Consider the following 19,101-nt stretch of genomic DNA (forward strand, 5'->3'; position numbering starts at 1 on the left):
GATGACGGTGGGCGAGGAGGAGAGGATGATGACGCGCTGGCCGAGGTAGACGGACTCATCGATGTCGTGGGTAACGAACAGGACGGTCACGCCGAGCTTGCGCCAGACGGTGCGGATCAGGTCCTCGAGGTCGGCGCGGGTCTGCGCGTCGACCGCGGCGAACGGTTCGTCCATCAGCAGGACCTCGGGCTGGTAGGCCACGGCCCGGGCGATCGCGACCCGCTGCTGCATGCCGCCGGAGAGCTGCCACGGGTAGGACTGCGGCACGTGCGCCAGGCCCACGGCTTCCAGCGCGTCGTCGACCAGCCGGTCGCGTTCGGCCTTGGGCACGCCCTGGTTCTTCAAGGGCAGTTCGACGTTCTCGCGGACCCGCATCCAGGGGAAGAGCGAGCGGCCGTATTCCTGGAACACCACGGCCATCTTCTTCGGCGGCCCGACGACCCGGGTGCCGTTGAGCAGCACCTCGCCCTCGGTCGGGGCCATCAGGCCGGCGATGCATTTGAGCAGCGTGGTCTTGCCGGACCCGGACGGGCCGACCAGGCAGGCCAGCTCGCCGGCGCGCAGGTCGAAGGTCAGGTTGCGGACGGCCTCAATGTCGCCGCCGTCGGTCTTGTAGACCTTTTTCATGCCGCGGACCGAGAGCATCGCCTCGTTCGCGGGCAGGGTCTTGCCGGCCGGTGCCGGGGTCGTGTCAGACTGCATTTTCTACCTCTCGCAGGCCGTGGTACCAGCGCAGGATCTTGCGCTCGGTGAATTGGAAAATGAACGACATGGCCACACCGATCAGGCCCAGCACCACGATGCCGGACCACATTTCCGGAATCGCGAACGAGCGCTGGAACTGCACGATGGTGAAGCCGAGCCCCGACGAGGAGGCGAACATTTCGGAGATGACCATCAGGATCAGCCCGATCGACAGGCACTGCCGCACCCCGGCCATGATCTGCGGACCCGCGGACGGCAGGACCAGGTACTTGATCCGGGCCCAGCCGCCGATGCCGTAAGTGTGGGCGCTGTCGGAGAGCACCGGATCGATCGCCCGGACACCCTCGATCGTGTTCAGCAGCACCGGCCAGACACAGCCGGAGATGATCACGACGACCTTCATGCCGTCCGTGATCCCCATCAGCAGCATCAACACCGGCACCAGCACCGGCGGCGGGATCGCCCGGAAAAACTCCAGCACCGGCTCGGTCAGGTCCCGCAGCCACTTGAACGACCCGATCAACAGCCCGCCCACGATCCCGATGATGATCGCCGCGACCACGCCCCCGAAAAGCCGGGCGATGCTGGGCAGCACGTCGGAGACGATCCGCTCCCCGAACCAGGTCTCGCCGAACTTCTCCGCCAGCACACCGGGAGTCGGCACGAAGAAGTTGGTCTCCCCGAGGGTCGCGGCCCACCAGATCACGACCAGGATGACCGGCAGCGCCAGCGCGTACCCGAACCCCTTCAGAATTTTCATACGATCACCTCGGAACGGACGGACGAATGCCAGGACAGGGTCTTGCGCTCGATCCAGCGCATCACCAGATTGATAGCGACCCCGATCAGGCCGGTCGCCAGGACCAGCGCATACATGCCCGAGATCGCGCCGCCGGACTGAGCCAGGGCGATCTCCCGGCCCAGGCCCGGCGAGCCGATCACCAGTTCGGCCGTGATCGCCAGGATCAGCGCCACCGACGCGGCCAGCCGCACACCCGTCATCAGGTACGGCAGCGCGGTCGGGAACACCACGTACCGCACCCGCGCCACCGGCCCCAACCCGTACGACCTGGCCGTATTCATCGCCACGTTGTCCACGTCCGCCACCCCGTACAGCACCTGGATGAAGACCTGCCAGAACGAGGCATACACCACCAGCATCAGCGTGGACTCGATCTTCACCCCGAACAACAGCACCGCCAAAGGGATCAGCGCCACCGACGGGATCGGCCGCAGGAACTCCACCGTGGAATTCGTCAGCTTCCGCAGGAACGACGACGAACCGATAATGAAGCCCAGCACCGTCGCCAGCACGATCGCGATCACCAGACCCAACAGCCAGGCCAGCATCGTCTCACCCACCGCGACCCAGAAAGCCGTCAACCCGAAATCCCGGGCCAACGCCCCAATCACCTCGGACGCCGGCGGCAAAAACCGCGGCTCGACCAAACCAACCCGCGGCACCAGCTCCCAGACCAGCAGAAAGCCCAGAATGCCCGCCAGCCCCAGGAACTGCCGGGATGGCACCCGTCGCGCAGACCTGCGACGCTTGACCGCTTCAGATTGGGCTGCGACGGTACCGACAGGTACGGCATCGTTCAATAGATCGGTGTAAACCATGTCCGGTTTCTCCAACTGTTTCATCGGGCTGCACCCGGATCTGCGAAGTCCCGGAAAATTCGTTTGATGCCTGCTCCCCCGACCCGGGATGCCAGGCCTGAGAGGGCAGGGGGCTGCACGGAATGCTCGAACAAGCTGACTCCTTCTGAAAATGCCGCGGCAAGGCGTGAAATGTCTGCGAATGGATGGTTGGGGACGGGATGTTGGCCGTGAAATAGCCCGGCAGTCCCCTCAGGTAACTCCCCGCCCGTTTACTTATGCGGCCGCAGCTTCGACGATCAATTCCTTCAACCGGGTCCCGGGTTGGGCAGCGGCGTCGGACGGGATGTCCAGGCCATTGGCCAAGGCGTTCCGCACGGCCATGAAGTCGGCGGGAGAGTTCACACAGTCCGCGGCGATGATCCTGCCATTCCGGTAATACAGCAGGGCGAACTTGTCGCTGTCGGGGTCTCCGCGCTGTACGGTCTGATCGAAACCGGCGGAAAGCCCCGCGATCTGCAACTTGATGTCCGACTGGTCAGACCAGAACCAAGGCACCATCTGGTACGGTTCGCGGCGGCCAAGCAGCGCTGCTGCAGCGATCTTCGCGTGTTCCATCGCATGGGGCACGGACTCCAGGCGCAGTCTGCCCCCGTCACCGCGCACGTATGGGTTGGGCAGGTTCGCGCAGTCTCCGGCTGCAATCGTCATGCCGTCGGAGCATAAACCGGATTCATCCACTAGGATTCCGTTATCCACGGCCAGTCCCAGCTGTTCTGCCAGTTCCGTGCGGGGAACCACTCCGACGCCGATCAGCACGACGTCGGCGGGGACCCGGGTGCCACCGGCCAATTCGACTTCTGTCACCTTGCCGCCGGTGCCGGTCAGTCGGCTGATCCTGGCGTTCAGCATAATTTGGGTGCCGCGGCGCTGGTGTGCAGCACGAAAGTACTCGCTGGTCCCTTCGGCGACCGCGCGGCCAACCAGCCGCGGTGCCGCTTCCAGCACTGTGACCCGCTTCCCGGAGGCCCGGGCACCGGCTGCTACTTCCAGTCCGATGAAACCGCCGCCTATCACCACGACGTCCCGGGCAACTGCTAGATCGGCAGCCAGTTTCGCGGCATCGGAGGCGTCCCGCAGATAGTGCACACCGCCCAGTTCCGATCCCTCCAGCGGCAGCCGCCGCACTGCTGCGCCGGTGGTCAAGGCCAGGCGGGAGAAACGGAACTGCCGACCGTTCGACGACGTCGCAACACCGCCGTCGTGGTTCCGTTCGAGATGCACGATCCGCTCCCCGGTGACCAGCGAGATGTCCTGGCGCTGATACCAATCGGGCGTGCGGAAGGCCAAGTCCGATGTCTTCACGGTTCCGCCGTGCAGTTCCTTGGACAGCGGCGGTCGCTGGTACGGTGCGTGCGGTTCCTCCCCCACCAGGGTGATGGGAGAGGTGTCGCCGAACTCGCGCAGGCTGGTCGCGACCTGCACACCCGACTGGCAGGCGCCAATGATCAAAGTCCCCAGGTCCGCTGCCATGCTTAAACCTGGGTTTCCGGAAGCCGGACCGCGATGTCCGATGCGACCTTAAGCTGGCAGGAGAGCCGGCTGTTGGGGCATCGTTCGGAGGAAGTGCAGTCCAGCATCTCGTCCTCCACGTCGCTGATTTCCGGGAGTCCGTCCAGGTAGGGCTCTTCGACGTAGACGTGGCAGGTAGCGCACATGGCGGAGCCGCCGCATTCAGCCACGATGCCCGGGACACCGCGGGACACGGCCGTGCGCATCACGCTGGTGCCGGTGTCGGTCTCGAGCACGGTTTCCATGCCGTCCGGCTGGATGAAGGTGACTTTGGGCATTTGGGTGGTCCTCTCGGTGTTGCTCAGGCGGCGGTCAGCCGCAGGGGCAGGCTGTCCAGCCCGCGCAGGGTGTTGTTCAGCTGTTGCACCGGCTCGCCGGCCGGTTCGATGGAAGCCACATGCCGGGCCAGTGCGGTCAGGAAGCATTCACCTTCCAGCCGGGCCAGCATCTGTCCCAGGCAGGCATGGACACCGAAACCGAAACCTACGTGGCCCGCGGCCTTCCGCCGGATGTCGAACTCGTTCGGCTTCTCCCACCGGCGCGGATCGCGGTTTGCCGCGGCGAGGAACATCAGGACTTTGGATCCCTCCGGAAGCGCGACGCCGGAAAGTTCGGTTTCCCTGCTGGTGGTACGGAAGAACGTCTGCACGGGCGAGGAGAACCGTACGGTTTCCTCGAACGCCGACCGGGCAAGCGACGGGTCCCCGCTGAGCGCTGCAAACTGCTCGGGATTGGCGGCCAGGCACTGCAGCGCGTTGCCGATGCCGTGGACAGTGGTATCGACTCCGGCGGAGAGGAAGGAGCGCAGCAGCCGGGCCTGCTCATCCGGGCCGTAGCCTGCCTCGGCAGCGGCGGTATGGATCTTCTCGCCCAGCCCGCCCGGCACCGGCACGCCGGGCTGACACTGCTCCATGATCCATTCCTGAGCCTTCGCCCCGCGTTCGAGAGCACGTTCAAAGTGCCGGTTGCGCGGACCGAAGGTGTTGAACACCATCGACCCGTACGGCAGCAGGTTCTCCCTACCGTCCTCTGGCAGGCCAACGAAATCGGGAAACACCTGCAGAGGGAAGGCCTCGGCCAGATCCGTGACACCGTCAATGACGCCGCCGCGTGCAGCGACCCGGGCCACCAGCTCGTCTGCCCTCTCCTGGAAACCCTCCTTGAGCGACCGCAGTAAGTTCGGCGTGAGGATCCCGGTGACCACGTGACGGGCCTTGGTATGGTGCGGCGGATCGGCCTCGAGCAGCAGGCTCGGCGGACGCCACGGCTTCTCCGTGGCAAAGTCGGAGAGACCGACGCCGCGGGAGGAGACATAGGTTTCGTGGTCGGCCAGCACCCGGGCGACCTCGTCAAAGCGTGCCACCCCGTAGACCCCGTAGCGTTGCAGGCGGAACACCGGACCGGCCTCGCGCATCAGCTCATGCGCCGACCACGGATCAGTGAGGAATTCGTCGCTGAACGGATCCAGGTCCAGTTCCGGCACCGCGGCAGTGACAGGTTGTGCAGTCATCGTTATGCTCCTACTTGGCCAGCGCGGACGCAACGTCGAGGTCGGCGCCGGTGATTCCGTACTTCTTCATCAAATCGGCGGTCTTCTGCAGGGAAGCAGTGTCGAGTTCGCCGTCGAACTGCGGCATTTCGGCCTGCTTGACGACGTCGGCGCCCACCTTGGTATAAGTCGGCACCAGCTCAACCAGCCGGTCCCGGTTGTCCTGCAGTTGTGTGGCGGATTCGGTGATGGATGCCTGGAAGGCCTCGATAGCCTCGGGGTTCTCCTTGGCGAACTGCTCGGTGGTGATCCAGCCGGCCACCGGCATGTCTGCCACCGGGCCGGTAAACAAGTCACCGATTTTGACCAACCCGGCCGCCTTCGCACTGGCCTGGAAGGGTTCCACCTGCCAGATCGCGTCCACGGCGCCCCGTTCCAGAGCAGCCTGCATATCCGGGTAAGGCATTTCCACCAGCTTCACGTCCGCAGGGGTGAGACCGGCTTCTTCCAGCAGCGCGTTAATCGCCACGGTGCCGATGTTCTGCAGATTGTTCACCGCGAACGTCTTGCCCTTCAAATCCGCGACGGTCTTGATGTCCGATCCCTTGGCCACGAAGATGCCATGGTCGTGCCGGCCGACATCGTTGCCGGCCACGAAGCGGATGGGCAGGCCCTTCTCCAAGGCCAGCAGGGCTGAGGTGTAATTGGCATAGGTCAGGTCCACGTTCCCGGAGACCAGGGCCGGAATCGCCGCGGCCCCACCCTGGGTCGGCACCAGCTCAACATCCAGGCCGTGATCCTCAAAGATGCCGGTTTCCCCGGCATTGACCGCCGTTGCGGTATGGACCAGCGGGAAATAACCCACCTGGACCGTTTCGCCTGTCCCGCCGGATGCGGCGGCGTCCGGTCCGGCTGCCGTGCTCCCCCCGCCGCAGGCGGTCAAGGCAAGGGCCGAGAGCGCCATGATGCCAGCTGCTGCGGTGGTTTTTCCCCGTCGAATCATCGTTGTCCTCCCCGGTGGGGCGCCGTCGCCCCAAGTCGTTTCTCCGGCCGATTGCCGGCACACACAGCACTATGGGGTATGTCACAATCTAGGGGCTAGCAGGTTTTCTTTTGAAAGGAAAAAGTTGTGGCAAAGTCCTCGGCCGGACGCTCCTCGCTGAGCCGGATCATGCAGATTTTCGCCGCTTTCGACATCGACGCCGTTTTCCTGTCCATCTCCCAGCTGTCCACCCGCAGCGGACTGCCGCTTGCCACCACTCACCGGCTGGTGGCCGAGATGGAAGAATTCGGCCTGCTCGAACGCCAGCCGGATAAGACATACCGGCTCGGCGTCCGACTATGGGAGATCGCCTGCCGCACCCCCGGCGCACTGGGACTGCGGGAAATCGCCATGCCCCACCTGCAGGCCGTACAGGCCAGAATCCGCCAGCACACCCAACTCGGCATCCTGCAAGGCCGGGAAGTATTGTTTCTCGAGCGCCTCTCCGCACGCGAAGCCGTAGTCAACGTAACTCTGGTCGGCGGCAGACTGCCGCTGCACGCCTCCAGCAGCGGACTGGTACTGCTGGCCCATGCCGAGCCTCAGGTGCAGGAAGAGGTACTCTCCAGCGGATTGTTCCGCTACACCCCAGGCACCATCCAGGACCCAGATGCACTGCGGGCCGTCTTGCAGCAGACCCGGCAGGACGGATTCGTATGCGCCAGCGGCTACATTCACCCGGATGCTCGCGGTATCGCCGTGCCGGTCAGCGGCGTCAACGGCGTCGTCGTTGCAGCCATCAGCGTTGTAGTCCCGAACGACGATGCAGTTACGACGCCGTTCGTGCACCTGCTCAAGAGCGCCTCACAGGCCATCAGCAGGGATCTGCACACCGCCTATGCTCCGGCGAACGACCCGCTGGCAACACCCGGAGGACGCTATCGCATGCTGGTTAATTCCTCCATGGATTCGATGCAGTACCTACCCAGCGCCCCGCGGGCCGACCGCCGCTAAGCGCCAATGCTTCAAGGGGAATTGCCGATAACGGCACATGTGGCAGTAATCGCAAGCATCGACGGCCCCGGGAGGGCGCCGCGGAGCCGTCGAATGCAACCAGTATTGTCCTCCCGCTGGTTGGCTTCAAGCGGGCCGAGGGCGGAGCTCCTCCGGTCCGGGCCTGCTCCCCTGCATGGCCTTCATTCCCCGTTACGTCCAGGCATCTGCGTGCTTCGGGATCTCCCCACGGCATGCACGGCATCAGCGCTATAACCTATCGTTCGACGCAGCACCGCTCTAGACTAAGTCGGTGTTGCCGGCAAGGGAGCCGGCCCGCGGTAAGGAGTGGCCAATGCACAGCACGACCAGCCTGTCCCAGTTCAGCCCCGCGGAGTCCGCGGCATGACCGCGATCGCCGTTCCTTCGCCGGCACGGATCCCGCTGGGGGAAAGCAAGCCGGCACCCGACCCCTGCCCCGCCTACCAGCCGATCGATGCCGCGCTGGCCCGGACAGTGACCGACCACATCCACTGTGGAGAACCCATGGCCCTGATCTCGGGCGCCGACCTGCCGATTACCGCACCGCTGATGATCCTGAGACCGGACACGGTTCCGCCCGAACACCCCGACCGACCGGTCCCCGTTTACCGGTGCCAATGCGGATTCACTTTGGATGCCCCCGCAATCACCTAGAACTCCGCGCTCCCTCCTTGCCCCGCGATTAGGAACCGCAAGGGCGTAATCCGCAAGTGCGCGGGCAACTCACCACCTACGGGTAACGGGCATTGGCAGACGCGATCGCGATCGTCGTGCAGGTCACCCGGCTCAACGTGCGACGACCGGACGTCAAACCAACGCCGATAACGGCGCTTACGGAAGCTTGGCCGCACTCGAGACGTCCAAAAGCATGCGGGGCGGGCTTGACTCCCCTTGCCATGCTCGACCCATACGCCAGAGCTCAATCTCGCTGTTCGAACGTGGCTGCAAACACCCGCGGAGCCACGGAACAGCAAGCGGTGAAACGCGTCGCCGCCGCCCCCAGTTTTCTTCCTCGTCTCCTTTGCCAAAGCGTTATCGAGCACGAGTGGAAGAACACGGATATAAAAGGCGAGTGCGGGCTGAATGTGAGTTCGGGCCGCTTCAGGTGGGCGGGTCTGTGACTTCCGCATTCGGCGATGGTTCCGGCACGAGCGCGTTGTCGCGGTGAGTGAAGGCTGTGTCGACGAAGGCCGCGGCGGCGGGTGTCAGCTCCGGGCGGTGGATCAGGAGCATCCGGTTGATGATAGGTGGGTCAACGCCTATAACTGTGGCACCGAGCCGCCCTGCCAGTCGGGCGATAGACCACGGCAGGAGAGCGGCACCCAGTCCATCGACCACAAGTGGGATCGTGGCTTCCCGGTGGGCGACTTCTGCAGCGATGCGCACGGGTAGCCCGTCCGCGGCCATCTCATCCACCAAAGTCCGGAGGCGGGTCCCGGGTTCGGACACAATAAGGGGAAAGGATGCAAGCGAGGCCCTGGTCAGGCGGCCTGTTGGCGGGACAGGCATGTCCGGGGGAAGCACGGCTACGCTTTCGTGCAGGCCGATTTCCCTCACGACCAGGCCGCGATACTCAGCCACGCCCGGCTCCTCTATGACGAGAGCCATGTCGATTTCGCCGTCGAGGACCAAATCTTGCACGGACTCGGCGGCCTGAGCCAATACGCTGACTCGCACACCAGGATAGCGGTGGGAAAACTCCTCAATAGCAGGGTTCAACGGATGGACGGTGAGCGAAGGCGGTGCACTGATCCGAATCTTTCCGCTCGTCAGGCTTGTGCGGGCATCTACAGTTGCGCGGGCAGTGGCCAACGCGCCGACAATCTGGCGGGCGACCGCAGCAAGTGCATGCCCGGTCTCATTCAGGACAAGGCGGCGTCCGACCCGGTCGAACACGGGTGAGCCGAACTGGCGCTCCAGCTCACGAACCGCGAGCGAGAGCGATGGTTGCGCGATGCCCAACTGCTTCGCTGCCCGGGTGATAGTTCCCGCGTCCACCACTGCCAGGAAGTATGCCAGTAGGCGCGCGTCGACTCCCGCCTGACTCAGATCATAGGCCACGCCTATAAGTATCGGAGGTTTTCGGTCGTGGACGCAAACCTGCTTCGAGGCAGCTAATAGAGGTATCTACCTAATGGAGACAACGCTGGAAGGCTACCTATGGCGAAGATTCATATCCTGGGTTCGGGAACGCCGTTCCCCGGGCCCGACCGTTTCGGCAGCAGCTACCTCATCGATGCAGGCAGCGAGAAGGTCCTGTTCGACTGCGGGCCCGCCACCACACAGAAGCTGGCCAGGGCGGGCTTCACACCCACGGACGTCTCGTCAGTCTTCCTGACCCACCACCATTACGACCACATGATCGATCTGCCATGTTTCGTGATGGTCCGCTGGGACCATCAGACGCCGGAAACACCCATCCTGCAGGTGCACGGCCCGCAGCCGACAACCGAGTTCATCGAGGAGCTCTTCGGTCGTGAAGGCGTGCTCCGGCGGGATATCGTCGCCCGCAGCGAGCATCCGGCCAGTCAGCGCGTTTACCAGATGCGCGGGGGCGTCCTCCCACGTCCTTGGCCTGATTGGGAGGCGAGCGACCTTGTGCCCGGAGACCGGGTCGAGGGCAAGGAATGGACGGTCACGGCCGCGCGGGCGGCGCATGTGCAGCCGTACCACGAATCTCTGGCCTATCGGATCGAGACTCCCGCCGGAAGCGTGGTGATCACCGGTGATACCGCCCGCTGCCCGGAAGTTACCGAGCTCGCATGGGGTGCCGATGTCATGCTGTGCTGCTGCTGGGACCACCATGACGGGGACGAACAGATAGACGAGTGCGTGGCCGACGGGATGGTCGGCAACATGTGCGGCCCCGAGGACGCTGCGCTTATGGCCGCCGAGGCCGGGGTGAAGCGCCTCGTCCTCGTGCACGCCACCCAGAGCATCTCGGAGCCCGGCTCGGCTGCCCGCGCGGTCAGCGTCGCGTCCGAGATCTTCAGCGGCCCTGTGACATTCGCCCACGAAGGCCTCCAGCTGACCATTTGATGCAAACACCGGCTCACAACCACAACTAACAGGAGTTCCAATGACCCCCTCGATGACCACTGCTTTCTCCTCCTTTCATATGCCCGAGCGCCAGGACAAGCCGCGCCGGAGCGGTCTTTCCATGATGATCGATTGGGGGATGGGCACCGATCGGCAGGCCGACACCCTGAACAGCGCAGGGCACTACATCGATTTCGCCAAGATCGCCGCAGGAATCGCCCGCTTCCTCCCGCGGGACGTCCTCGTCGAGAAGCTCGCCCTCTACACGGCGCAGGACGTCTCGACCTCACCCGGCGGCCTTTTCGCCGAGCTCGCGCTCTCGAGTGGCCGCTACGAGGAATTCGTCGACGAGGTGCTGGCTGTCGGTTTCACGGGCATCGAGGTTTCCGACAATCTGCTCGACCTGACGCCACGGGATAAGGCCAAAGCCATTACGCACGCCCGGGCGCAGGGGCTGAAGGTCTTCGGCGAAGTCGGCAAGAAGCACGCCGTCCAGGACGACGACACGTTCATAGCGGATGTCGCCAACTGCCTCGAAGCCGGTGCCGACTGGGTCTTCCTTGAAGCGGCCGAGCTTTTCGTCGACCGCGTTCCGCGCCGGGACCTATTCATGAGGCTACGCACGGAATTCGATTCGGACAGACTTATCTACGAACTGCCCGTCGTGATCCTTCCCGGCATCACCCGTGACTTCAAGCACGAGATGACGGCCTGGATGGTGCGGGAGATGGGCACGGAGGTCAACCTCGCCAACATTGAGTGGGACGAGCTGTACACGACGGAACTGGCGCGGCGCGGCTTCGCCGGAGACACCTCACATCCCGACGGAGCGTACGCCCGGGCCGGATTCACCGTCGAGGAGCACTGACAGCCGGCCGGCCCGGACCTCGGCTCAGGGCGGCATTCCTCCCGGGAAAGCCGCCCTGACGGCAGGCGACGGCGCTTCGGTCAGATCCTGAGGACCTTGGAATCTCAAATCTTGGCGTCGGAGGCGGCCACGATGTCCAGGAATGCCTCGGCGGCGGGTGAGAGCACTCCCTCGCGATGCGAGAGCATGATAGGTCGGCGAAGTTCCGGCCGGATGGGTCTCAGTACGCAGTCGCCGGTGCGTGCGCTCATGGGGGTCCACCACAGGGCGAAGCCGGCACCGGCTTCGACCAGCGGAAGAATTCCATCAGGAGTTCCGAGTTCGATCCGAACCCTAGGAGCCAGGTTCCTTTGGGATAGCTCCTGTTCGAACCAGCGGCGGGAAATTGAGCGGTCCCGATGCATGCAGACGAAATCGAGGACGGCCAGTTCCGTGACCTCGACCGGTTCACCCCTGTCCGCGGTTCCGGGCGGCATGAGGGCCTGCAGCGTCTGGTGGCCCACGGACCGGGTTTCCAGTCCCAGCACCGTGGGCTGGGTGACCGTTAGCCCGAGGTTGTACCGGCCGCTGCGTACTTGTGCGGCGATGGTTTCGTCATCAATTTCCGCGTGCACCCTTACCCCGACTTCCGGATGGGTTTTACGGAAGGCGACGATGAAGTCCATGAGCCAGCCGGAGGCCAGCGCAGGCACGGCGCCGATGTCCAGGTGTCCGCCGGCGAGGCCGAGGACGTCCCTGACCCGCTCGTGGGCGACGCTGAAGTCGCGCAGCACTTGCCGGGCCGGTTCGACAAGAGCCTGCCCGGTCGCGGTCAGGGTGAGCCCGGTCGGTGAGCGGCTGAAGAGCTGCCCGCCGAGTTCCTTCTCCAGGGTCCGCAGCGCCACCGAGATTGTCGGCTGGGTTACGTGCAGCTCCAACGCAGCGGCAGAGACATTTCCGGTATCGACCACGGCGAGAAAGTATTCGAGCTGTCGGCGCTCCATCACCCCTCCATAAAAATCAGCTATTGACCCCATGAAAATAACTCATTAGAAACTATACCCTCGTTTCTGTAGCGTGGATCACAAGCACAAGCGAGGAGAACCATGCCGCACAACCTTCTGATCCTGATGTCGGACCAGCATGTCCCGTATGCCTGCGGAGCCTACGGCAGCGCCATTGCGCAGACGCCCAATCTCGACGCCTTGGCGGCGCGCGGCACCATCTTTGACGCCGCCTACTGCAATTCCCCGATCTGCGTACCTTCCCGCGCATCGATGGCGACCGGCAGGTTCGTACATCAGACAGGGAACGCGGACAATGCCTCCCCGTACCTGGGATCTGAAGCACCGAGCTGGGGGCGCCGGGCTGTAGAAGCGGGCATCCCGACCACGACGATCGGCAAGCTCCATTACCGGTCGACCGAGGATGACACCGGCTTCCCTGATCAGCGCCGGCCGTTGCACGTCCGGGACGGCCAGGGAGATCTGTTCCATGCCCTGCGCGATGCGCAGCCGCCGGCCATCCAGCTGCGCGGAGCCGTGGTCGATACCGTAGTCGGAGATTCCGATTACATTAGGTTCGACCGCGCCGTCGCCACCGAGGCCGTCGAGTGGCTGCACGAGAAGGCGTCCGGGGAGGGGCCGTGGCTGGGCAAGGTCTCCTTCGTCACGCCGCATTACCCGTTCACGGTCCCTCAGGAATTCCTCGACCTGTATCCGCTCGAGTCGCTGCCGATGCCCCGGCGGAACGATCCGCTGGAGTGGGACAATCATCCCGCGGTCGATATCTACCGCCGCAGCTGCGGGCTGGATGAACCGCTGACCCGGGAGGAGACGCTGCGGGCGGTGCAGGCCTACTACGGGCTGGTGAGCTTCATGGACGCCCAGGTGGGCCTCGTGCTGGATGCTCTCGAGGCGACCGGGCAGGCCGAGAACACGATTGTTTTGTACGTTTCGGACCACGGCGAGCTGCTGGGCACCAACGGCCTGTGGTTCAAGGGCACGATGGGCGAAGGATCCGTGAGGATCCCCGCCATCCTCGCCGGCCCCGGCATCCCGGCCGGCAGACGGTGCGGTACGAACGTTTCGCTGGTCGACGTGTTCCCTACCGTGATCGATGCACTCAACCTGGAACCACAGCCGGAGGATGCCGATCTGCCCGGACGTTCGCTGCTGGCCATCGCGAAAGAGCCGGCCGACAGCGAGCGGACGGTGTTCAGCGAATACCACTCGGCGAACTCCCACACCGGTTCCTTCATGATCCGCCGCGGCCCCTGGAAGTACGTCCACTACACCGGGTTCGCCGAACGGCTCTACAACCTCGAAACCGATCCCTGGGAGGAAAACGACCTGGCAGCGGATCCGTCGTACGCGCCGACGCTTGAAGAGTGCCGCGCCGCCATGCGGGAAATCTGCGACCCCGACCTGGTCGATCAGCAGATCCGCACCGAACAGCGGCGCCGGGTCGAAGCATACGGCGGCATCGATGCCGTCCTGAAACGGCCGCTGATGGCCTACTCCCCGGCCAACGCCTCCTGAGGCAGCCGGACGACAACCATCCTTTACCCGTCACACACAAAGGCGTGCACATGTCCCAGACATCCCCCACCTCTCCCGCGCAGCTGCGCATGGTCCGCAAAGCGGCCGTCGGCTCCGCGGTGGGCACCACCATCGAGGCCTACGACTTCCAGATCTACGGAGTGGCCTCAGCCCTGGTGTTCAGCACCGTGTTCTTCTCCGACATCCCGCCCTCGCTCGGCGTGGTGTTCTCCTTCGCCACCTTAAGCGTCGGGTTCCTCGCCCGGCCCGTCGGGGCGATGATCTTCGGTCACTACGGCGACAAGATCGGCCGCAAACAGCTGCTGATCATCTCCCTCATGGGCGCCGGCGGGTGCACCACCCTGATGGGCCTGCTCCCCACCCACGCGCAGGTCGGACTGTGGGCACCGGTGATGCTCGTGGCCCTGAGGCTGCTGCAGGGCATTTTCCACGGCGGTGAACAGGGCGGCGCGGTCCTCATGGCCGTCGAGCACGCCCCCGCACACCGCCGCGGCTGGTACGGCAGCTGGGCCTTCCTCGGCAGCCCCGGCGGTACCCTGCTCGCCGCCGGCGTGATGGGGGCGACCATCGCCGCCACCGGAGAGAACTTCCTCACCTGGGGCTGGCGCGTCCCGTTCGTGATCAGCTTCATCCTGCTCGGCGTCGGCATGATCATCCGCGCCACCGTGACCGAAAGCCCCGAATTCGCGAAACTGAAAAAGGCCGACGGCCACGCCAAGGCACCGATGATCGAAGTCATCAGGAAGTCCTGGCGCCTGGTCCTGGTTTCCATCGGCGTGAACCTAGGCTTCAACGCGTTCGTCTGGGTCCTGATCAGCTACTCCCTGGCCTACGGCACCCAGTACCTGGGCTTCGAACGCGAATTCATGCTCCAGGGAACCCAGATCGGTTCCGTCGCCATGATCATCGCGATCCTCTTCTTCGCCCGGCTCTCGGACAACATCGGCCGCATGAAGGTCATGGTTGCCGGCGCCCTGTTCATCCTGATCTACCCGTTCCCGATGTTCGCCCTCTTCGACTCCGCCCGGCCCCCGCTGGCCATCGCCGCCCTCGTCATCGGGTTCATCGGCGCCTCCGCCGTGTTCGGTCCGCTGGCCGCGTTCCTGGTCGAACTCTTCCCCACCAAGGTCGCCTACAGCGGGGTCTCCGTCGGCTACTCCCTCGGCGCCGTCCTCGGCGGCGGCCTGGCCCCGTTCATCGCCAGCCTGCTCATGGAACTCTCCGGCGGACAGTCCTGGACCGTCGCCCTCTACCTGGCCCTCGGCGGCGCCATCACCCTCATTTCCCTGATCTTCCTGCGGTCTTTCCGCTCCGCCTCCGCGGAGGCCCGGAACCCTAAGATCGCGGAGACCCAGGCATCGTGAGCACCGGACGCTCCTGCTGCACCCCCGCCCGCCCGACGGCAGGGACGGGGGTGCAGCCCGCCACCGGTCCGGCCGCCCCGACAGAGGCGGACCGGCCGGGCGGCCACGGGATCGAGGAAGTCATCATCCCGGCCGGGGCCTTCGAGATGGGGGATGCCTTCGGCGAGGGGTACCCCGCCGACGGGGAAACGCCCGTGCACACCGTCCGGATCTCGGCGTTCGCCCTCGACGTCACGGCAGTCACCAACCGGCAGTTCGCCGCGTTCACCGCAGCCACCGGGTACCGCACCGAATCCGAACGCCACGCATCCTCCCCGGTCTTCCACCTGCTCGCCCGGGCCAACCAGAAGGACGTCCTTGGCACCTCAGCAGGGGCCCAATGGTGGCTCAACATCCGCGGCGCCGACTGGGCCCACCCGTTCGGGCCCGACTCACACTGGTCCGATCAGCCCGACCATCCCGTCGTCCACGTCTCCTGGAACGATGCACAGGCCTACTGCCGGTGGGCCGGACGGCGGCTGCCTACAGAAGCCGAATGGGAATACGCCGCCCGCGGCGGCCTCACCGGGCAGCGCTATGCCTGGGGCAATGACCTCACTCCGGAAGGCGAACACCGCTGCAACATCTGGCAGGGCCGCTTCCCTGACCGGAACACCGCCGAGGACGGGCACATCGGTACCGCCCCGGTCGCTTCCTTCCCGCCCAACGGGTACGGCCTGTCCGATATGGCCGGCAATGTCTGGGAATGGTGCCAGGACTGGTTCCACCCCAAGTACTACCGGCTCTCGCCCGACACGGACCCGCAGGGGCCGCCGTTCGGTCTGGGCCGCTGCCTGCGCGGCGGTTCCTACCTGTGCCATGACTCCTACTGCAACCGCTACCGGGTCGCGGCCCGCAGCTCCGCACCGGAAGACACCGCCAGCGGCAACTGCGGCTTCCGCACCGCCCGCACCCTGACCTGACACTCAAACACTTTCGAGGACCCATGCCCGTCGACCAGCTCACCGACACCGTCGAAGCCCTGCACACCGCCCTGCCCGGCCGAGTGGAAGCCGACCCCGCGCTGCTCGCCCCCTACACCGCCGACCGTTCCGGCCACCGCTCTGCCGGAACACCCTTGGCCGCAGTCCGTGCCCGCAGCATCGAAGACGTCCAGACCGTCTGCCGGATCGCTTCAGCCGCAGGCATCCCCGTGGTCACCCGCGGCGCCGGAACCGGCCTGGCCGGCGGTGCGATCGCCGGGCCCGGGGAAATCATCCTCTCCCTAGCCGAGATGGACGGCATTTTGGAAATCTCGGAAGAGAACCGGCTGGCCGTCGTCGAGCCCGGCATCCTCAACGGCCGCCTCAACGCAATACTCGCCGACTACGGGCTCTGGTGGGCACCCGATCCGGCCAGCAAGGACATCTCCACCGTCGGCGGGAACATCGCCATGAACGCCGGCGGGCTGCTCTGCGCCAAGTACGGGGTCACCCGGGAAGCAGTCCTCGCCCTGAAAGTCGTCCTCGCCGACGGCACACTGCTCTCCATCGGACACCGCACCGTCAAAGGCGTCACCGGCTACGACCTGTGCGCGCTGATGATCGGGTCCGAAGGAACCATGGGCATCATCGTGGAAGCCACCCTCAAACTTCTGCCCCTCACCGAAGGCGGCACGGTCACGATCGGCGCATTTTTCGACACGGTGGAGGAAGCAGCGGCCGCTGCCTCCTCCGTCACCCGGCGCGGACACATGCCGGCGATCATGGAACTGATGGACCGGCGTACCCTCGAATGCGTCGCCCGCTACACCGGGCAGGACCTCTCCGGCCGGGGCGCCTACCTGCTCATCCAATGCGACGGACCGGCCGCCGAAGACACCGCACAGCAGATCGCCAACGTGGCCTGGAACGCCGGCGGGACCGTCGAGATCACCGCCGACCCCGACGAAACGCGCCGCCTGCTCGACTTCCGCCGCAGCGCCTTCCCCGCCCTGGAGGCCATGGGTACCATGCTGGTCGAGGACATCGCCGTGCCCCGGGACCGGATGACCGACGCGTTCGCCGTGATCCGGTCCCTCGAGGAAAAGTACGACGTCCTCATCCCCACGACCTGCCACGCCGGCGACGGGAACCTGCACCCCACCTTCGTCTTTGAAGGAACGGAAGTGCCCTCCGCCATCTGGGCCGCCGCCGGCGAGCTGTTCACCACCGCACTCGATCTCGGCGGCACCCTCACCGGAGAACACGGCATCGGCCTGCTCAAACGCGACTGGCTGCAGGACGAACTCGGCCCCGAACAGTACGAGATCCAGCGCCGCATCAAACAGGTCTTCGACCCGCACAACATCCTCAACCCCGGCAAAGTCTTTCCCCCGCACGCCTGAGCCCCGCGAGCAAACTTACACGCAAGGAAAAACCCATGACTTCCTCCTCCCCCGGTCTCCTCACCGCCCCCGGCACAGCGCCCCTGAGTACCCCAGCAACCATCTCCGGCGCCATCGCCGAAACCGTCATGGCGCGCGCCGGCCATGTCTTCGGGCTGATGGGCAACGGAAACGCCCACCTGGTCAGCCACCTGACCGAGTCCTGCTTTCCCTACACTTCGGCCCGGCATGAAGTAGCCACCGTCGCCATGGCCGATGCCTTCCACCGCGCCGGCGGCGGCATCGCCGCAGCCACCACCACCTACGGCGCCGGCTTCACCAACACCTACACCGCACTGGCCGAAGCGGCACTGGCCCGCATTCCGCTGGTACTGATCACCGGAGACGCCCCGGCCGCCGGCCCCAGAGCCTTCGACGTCGACCAGACCATGGCCGCCCAGGCCCTGCGCATCACCACGCTGACCGCCACCCCGCACAACGCGGCAGCCCTCACCCACCGCGCCTTCGACCTCGCCCTGCAGACCTTCCGGCCCGTCATCCTGGCCATCCCCTACGACCTGGCGACCGCCCCGCTGGCCGAGCAACGCCCGCTCGAACCGCTGCCGGACAAATCGGCACGCACAGCCAGTAGCGAAGACCTCGACCTCGTGGCCGCGCTCCTCGCCGGCGCCAAACGCCCCCTCATCCTCGGCGGCCGCGGCGCCCTGCTCGCCGGTGCCGGACCGGCCCTCACCGCCATCGGCGACCGGCTCGGCGCCCTGTTCATGACCTCCGTAATGGCCGCCAACCTCTTCGAAAGCCCCTGGGACCTGGGCATCGCCGGCGGCTTCACCCGCGAACACCGCCACCGGATCGCCAAACAGGCCGACCTCGTGCTGGCCGCCGGGGCCAGCCTCAACCCGTTCCAGCTGCGCTACGGCACCCTCTTCTCCGACGACACCCGCATCATCCGCATTGACAATGACCCGGACGACGGCAACCCCCACGTCGCCGAGCACATCCGGGCCGACCTCCTGCCGTTCCTGGCAGACCTCACCCCGCGCATACCCGCGACCAAACCCGGAAAGACGTGGCGGGCCAAGGCACCCGAGGTCGCGGCCGACTTCTTCCGCTCCCCCGCGCCCATCGAAAACCCTGCCGAATTCGGACCCGACGGCCGGCTCAACCCGCGCGCCGTGATCGCCGCATTGGAAACCATCCTGCCCGCCGACCGGACCATCGCCATGGACGGCGGACACTTCATGGGCTGGGCCCCCATGTACCTCACCGTCCCCGACCCGCACGCCATGGTCCTCGTCGGATCGGCTTACCAGTCCATCGGACTCGGCTTCGGCTCGGCCCCCGGCGTCTCCGTCGCCCGTCCCGACCGCACGACCGTCTTCATCACCGGAGACGGCGGTGGCCTCATGGGTCTCGCCGACTTCGAAACCTTCCTCCGCACCACCAAACGCGGCATCGTCATCGTCCTCAACGATTCCGCCTACGGCGCCGAACTCCACCAATACGCGTCGAAGGGCCTTCACGACCAGGCAATGCTCATCGA

At 65.6% G+C, this 19,101-nt stretch carries 18 protein-coding genes; 9 read left to right on the plus strand and 9 right to left on the minus strand.

Going from position 1 to position 19,101, the window contains the following annotated elements:
• The 7 genes from AHIS1636_RS20100 to AHIS1636_RS20130 all read right to left on the minus strand — a co-directional run.
• Positions 1–702, minus strand: a 702-nt coding sequence (locus tag AHIS1636_RS20100) for an ABC transporter ATP-binding protein (RefSeq protein ID WP_264797644.1), incomplete at its 3' end; no start/stop codon positions are given.
• Positions 692–1,465, minus strand: coding sequence for an ABC transporter permease (locus AHIS1636_RS20105; RefSeq protein WP_264797645.1), 774 nt, complete (start codon positions 1,463–1,465; stop codon positions 692–694). The genes AHIS1636_RS20100 and AHIS1636_RS20105, both read right to left, overlap by 11 nt.
• On the minus strand, positions 1,462–2,325 hold the full coding sequence (locus AHIS1636_RS20110; RefSeq protein WP_264797646.1) for an ABC transporter permease: 864 nt from the start codon (positions 2,323–2,325) through the stop codon (positions 1,462–1,464). Before AHIS1636_RS20110 ends, AHIS1636_RS20105 begins: the two co-directional genes overlap by 4 nt.
• Positions 2,326–2,580: 255 nt before the next feature.
• Positions 2,581–3,816: an NAD(P)/FAD-dependent oxidoreductase gene (locus AHIS1636_RS20115; protein WP_264797648.1), complete on the minus strand. Its 1,236-nt coding sequence runs from the start codon at positions 3,814–3,816 to the stop codon at positions 2,581–2,583.
• Positions 3,817–3,839: 23 nt separating this feature from the next.
• Positions 3,840–4,154: a 2Fe-2S iron-sulfur cluster-binding protein gene (locus AHIS1636_RS20120; protein ID WP_264797649.1), complete on the minus strand. Its 315-nt coding sequence runs from the start codon at positions 4,152–4,154 to the stop codon at positions 3,840–3,842.
• Positions 4,155–4,177: 23 nt separating this feature from the next.
• Complete coding sequence (locus AHIS1636_RS20125) at positions 4,178–5,386, minus strand: cytochrome P450 (protein ID WP_264797650.1); 1,209 nt, start codon at positions 5,384–5,386, stop codon at positions 4,178–4,180.
• Between the two features lie 10 nt (positions 5,387–5,396).
• The gene (locus AHIS1636_RS20130) at positions 5,397–6,329 is read right to left on the minus strand and encodes an ABC transporter substrate-binding protein (protein ID WP_264797651.1); all 933 of its coding nucleotides are present in this window, start codon (positions 6,327–6,329) and stop codon (positions 5,397–5,399) included.
• A gap of 165 nt (positions 6,330–6,494) precedes the next feature.
• Between AHIS1636_RS20130 and AHIS1636_RS20135 the strand changes: the two genes are divergently transcribed.
• Together AHIS1636_RS20135 and AHIS1636_RS20140 are read left to right on the plus strand one after the other, a co-directional pair.
• Complete coding sequence (locus AHIS1636_RS20135; protein WP_264797652.1) at positions 6,495–7,361, plus strand: IclR family transcriptional regulator; 867 nt, start codon at positions 6,495–6,497, stop codon at positions 7,359–7,361.
• Between the two features lie 384 nt (positions 7,362–7,745).
• A complete protein-coding gene (locus AHIS1636_RS20140; RefSeq protein WP_264797653.1) occupies positions 7,746–8,036 on the plus strand; it encodes a hypothetical protein in 291 nt (96 codons plus the stop codon).
• Positions 8,037–8,483: 447 nt separating this feature from the next.
• Here the strand turns inward: AHIS1636_RS20140 and AHIS1636_RS20145 are convergent, their stop codons facing one another.
• Positions 8,484–9,443: a LysR family transcriptional regulator gene (locus AHIS1636_RS20145; protein WP_264797654.1), complete on the minus strand. Its 960-nt coding sequence runs from the start codon at positions 9,441–9,443 to the stop codon at positions 8,484–8,486.
• A 99-nt stretch (positions 9,444–9,542) separates the two neighbouring features.
• Here AHIS1636_RS20145 and AHIS1636_RS20150 point away from each other — a divergent pair, with 99 nt between their 5' ends.
• Together AHIS1636_RS20150 and AHIS1636_RS20155 are read left to right on the plus strand one after the other, a co-directional pair.
• Positions 9,543–10,421, plus strand: coding sequence for an MBL fold metallo-hydrolase (locus AHIS1636_RS20150; protein ID WP_264797655.1), 879 nt, complete (start codon positions 9,543–9,545; stop codon positions 10,419–10,421).
• A 40-nt stretch (positions 10,422–10,461) separates the two neighbouring features.
• Positions 10,462–11,289 (plus strand): phosphosulfolactate synthase, encoded by an 828-nt coding sequence (locus AHIS1636_RS20155; protein ID WP_264797656.1) that lies wholly within the window; start codon positions 10,462–10,464, stop codon positions 11,287–11,289.
• Positions 11,290–11,393: 104 nt separating this feature from the next.
• On the opposite strand, the gene AHIS1636_RS20160 is transcribed toward AHIS1636_RS20155, so the two are convergent.
• A complete protein-coding gene (locus AHIS1636_RS20160) occupies positions 11,394–12,272 on the minus strand; it encodes a LysR family transcriptional regulator (protein WP_264797657.1) in 879 nt (292 codons plus the stop codon).
• A gap of 102 nt (positions 12,273–12,374) precedes the next feature.
• Between AHIS1636_RS20160 and AHIS1636_RS20165 the strand changes: the two genes are divergently transcribed.
• The 5 genes from AHIS1636_RS20165 to AHIS1636_RS20185 all read left to right on the plus strand — a co-directional run.
• On the plus strand, positions 12,375–13,808 hold the full coding sequence (locus AHIS1636_RS20165) for a sulfatase family protein (RefSeq protein ID WP_264797658.1): 1,434 nt from the start codon (positions 12,375–12,377) through the stop codon (positions 13,806–13,808).
• Positions 13,809–13,858: 50 nt separating this feature from the next.
• Positions 13,859–15,193 (plus strand): MFS transporter, encoded by a 1,335-nt coding sequence (locus AHIS1636_RS20170; protein ID WP_264797659.1) that lies wholly within the window; start codon positions 13,859–13,861, stop codon positions 15,191–15,193.
• Positions 15,190–16,155 (plus strand): formylglycine-generating enzyme family protein, encoded by a 966-nt coding sequence (locus AHIS1636_RS20175; protein WP_373875892.1) that lies wholly within the window; start codon positions 15,190–15,192, stop codon positions 16,153–16,155. Before AHIS1636_RS20170 ends, AHIS1636_RS20175 begins: the two co-directional genes overlap by 4 nt.
• Positions 16,156–16,178: 23 nt before the next feature.
• On the plus strand, positions 16,179–17,558 hold the full coding sequence (locus tag AHIS1636_RS20180; RefSeq protein ID WP_264797660.1) for an FAD-binding oxidoreductase: 1,380 nt from the start codon (positions 16,179–16,181) through the stop codon (positions 17,556–17,558).
• A gap of 35 nt (positions 17,559–17,593) precedes the next feature.
• On the plus strand, positions 17,594–19,101 hold a 1,508-nt coding region (locus tag AHIS1636_RS20185), incomplete at its 3' end, for a thiamine pyrophosphate-binding protein (RefSeq protein WP_264797661.1).

The organism is Arthrobacter mangrovi, from assembly GCF_026011795.1.
GTDB lineage: Bacteria > Actinomycetota > Actinomycetes > Actinomycetales > Micrococcaceae > Crystallibacter > Crystallibacter mangrovi.

Bases quoted from the DNA above. Each gene is read 5' to 3' on its own strand.
- AHIS1636_RS20140 (WP_264797653.1), top strand. From the start codon at position 7,746: ATGACCGCGATCGCCGTTCCTTCGCCGGCACGGATCCCGCTGGGGGAA.
- AHIS1636_RS20130 (WP_264797651.1), bottom strand. From the start codon at position 6,329: ATGGCGCTCTCGGCCCTTGCCTTGACCGCCTGCGGCGGGGGGAGCACG.
- AHIS1636_RS20120 (WP_264797649.1), bottom strand. From the start codon at position 4,154: ATGCCCAAAGTCACCTTCATCCAGCCGGACGGCATGGAAACCGTGCTC.
- AHIS1636_RS20125 (WP_264797650.1), bottom strand. From the start codon at position 5,386: ATGACTGCACAACCTGTCACTGCCGCGGTGCCGGAACTGGACCTGGAT.
- AHIS1636_RS20150 (WP_264797655.1), top strand. From the start codon at position 9,543: ATGGCGAAGATTCATATCCTGGGTTCGGGAACGCCGTTCCCCGGGCCC.
- AHIS1636_RS20170 (WP_264797659.1), top strand. From the start codon at position 13,859: ATGTCCCAGACATCCCCCACCTCTCCCGCGCAGCTGCGCATGGTCCGC.
- AHIS1636_RS20110 (WP_264797646.1), bottom strand. From the start codon at position 2,325: ATGGTTTACACCGATCTATTGAACGATGCCGTACCTGTCGGTACCGTC.
- AHIS1636_RS20155 (WP_264797656.1), top strand. From the start codon at position 10,462: ATGACCCCCTCGATGACCACTGCTTTCTCCTCCTTTCATATGCCCGAG.
- AHIS1636_RS20165 (WP_264797658.1), top strand. From the start codon at position 12,375: ATGCCGCACAACCTTCTGATCCTGATGTCGGACCAGCATGTCCCGTAT.
- AHIS1636_RS20105 (WP_264797645.1), bottom strand. From the start codon at position 1,465: ATGAAAATTCTGAAGGGGTTCGGGTACGCGCTGGCGCTGCCGGTCATC.
- AHIS1636_RS20180 (WP_264797660.1), top strand. From the start codon at position 16,179: ATGCCCGTCGACCAGCTCACCGACACCGTCGAAGCCCTGCACACCGCC.
- AHIS1636_RS20160 (WP_264797657.1), bottom strand. From the start codon at position 12,272: ATGGAGCGCCGACAGCTCGAATACTTTCTCGCCGTGGTCGATACCGGA.